The 274-nt window shown below is 51.8% G+C and carries 1 rRNA gene; it reads left to right on the top strand.

Going from position 1 to position 274, the window contains the following annotated elements:
* Positions 1-274: ribosomal RNA gene (locus ACZ92H_RS29710) — 23S ribosomal RNA — on the top strand; the annotation flags it as partial.

The following is a 274-nucleotide window of genomic DNA, read 5'->3' as shown; positions in this document are numbered from 1 at the left end:
CGAGGCAGAGATGCGTAGCTGATGGGAAGCAGGTTAATATTCCTGCACCGTCGTATGATGCGATGGGGGGACGGATCGCGGAAGGTTGTCTGACTGTTGGAATAGTCAGTTTCTGTCTCATAGAAGGTACTTAGGCAAATCCGGGTACGGAATTCAAGGGGATGGGACGAGTGCACTTGTGCACGAAGCAATCGGAAGTGGTTCCAAGAAAAGCCTCTAAGCTTCAGTCATACGAGACCGTACCGCAAACCGACACAGGTGGGCGAGATGAGTA

It is taken from the genome of Janthinobacterium foliorum (assembly GCF_978021625.1).
This window is presented reverse-complemented; position numbering and strand designations above follow the sequence as displayed.